General features: G+C 68.5%; 1 protein-coding gene. It reads right to left on the minus strand.

Annotated features, from left to right (window positions below; genetic code table 11):
* The coding region (locus AC1DN0_RS41955; protein ID WP_477146739.1) for an FAD-dependent oxidoreductase at window positions 1–362 on the minus strand (362 nt) is incomplete at both ends.

The raw sequence follows: 362 nt of genomic DNA on the forward strand, positions 1-362 counted from the left end.
GTCGGCGAAAAACCGAACGCGATGATCACCACGTCCGCTTCGAGCAGCGATTCGCTGCCTTCGATCGGCACTGCGTTGCGGCGACCCTGTGCATCGGGTTCACCGAGCTGGGTCTCCACCACCATCACCCCGATCACCTCGTCATCGGCGCCGGCTTCGATCGACAGCGGCTGGCGGTTGAACAGGAAGCGCACGCCTTCCTCGCGGGCGTTGGCCACTTCGCGCGCCGAGCCGGGCATGTTGGCCTCGTCGCGGCGGTAGGCGCAGGTGACCTTGGCCGCGCCCAAGCGGATCGCGCTGCGCACGCAGTCCATGCCGGTGTCGCCACCGCCCAGCACCACCACGCGCTTGCCCTCCAGGTC

The organism is Cupriavidus sp. 05N39 (assembly GCF_056397325.1).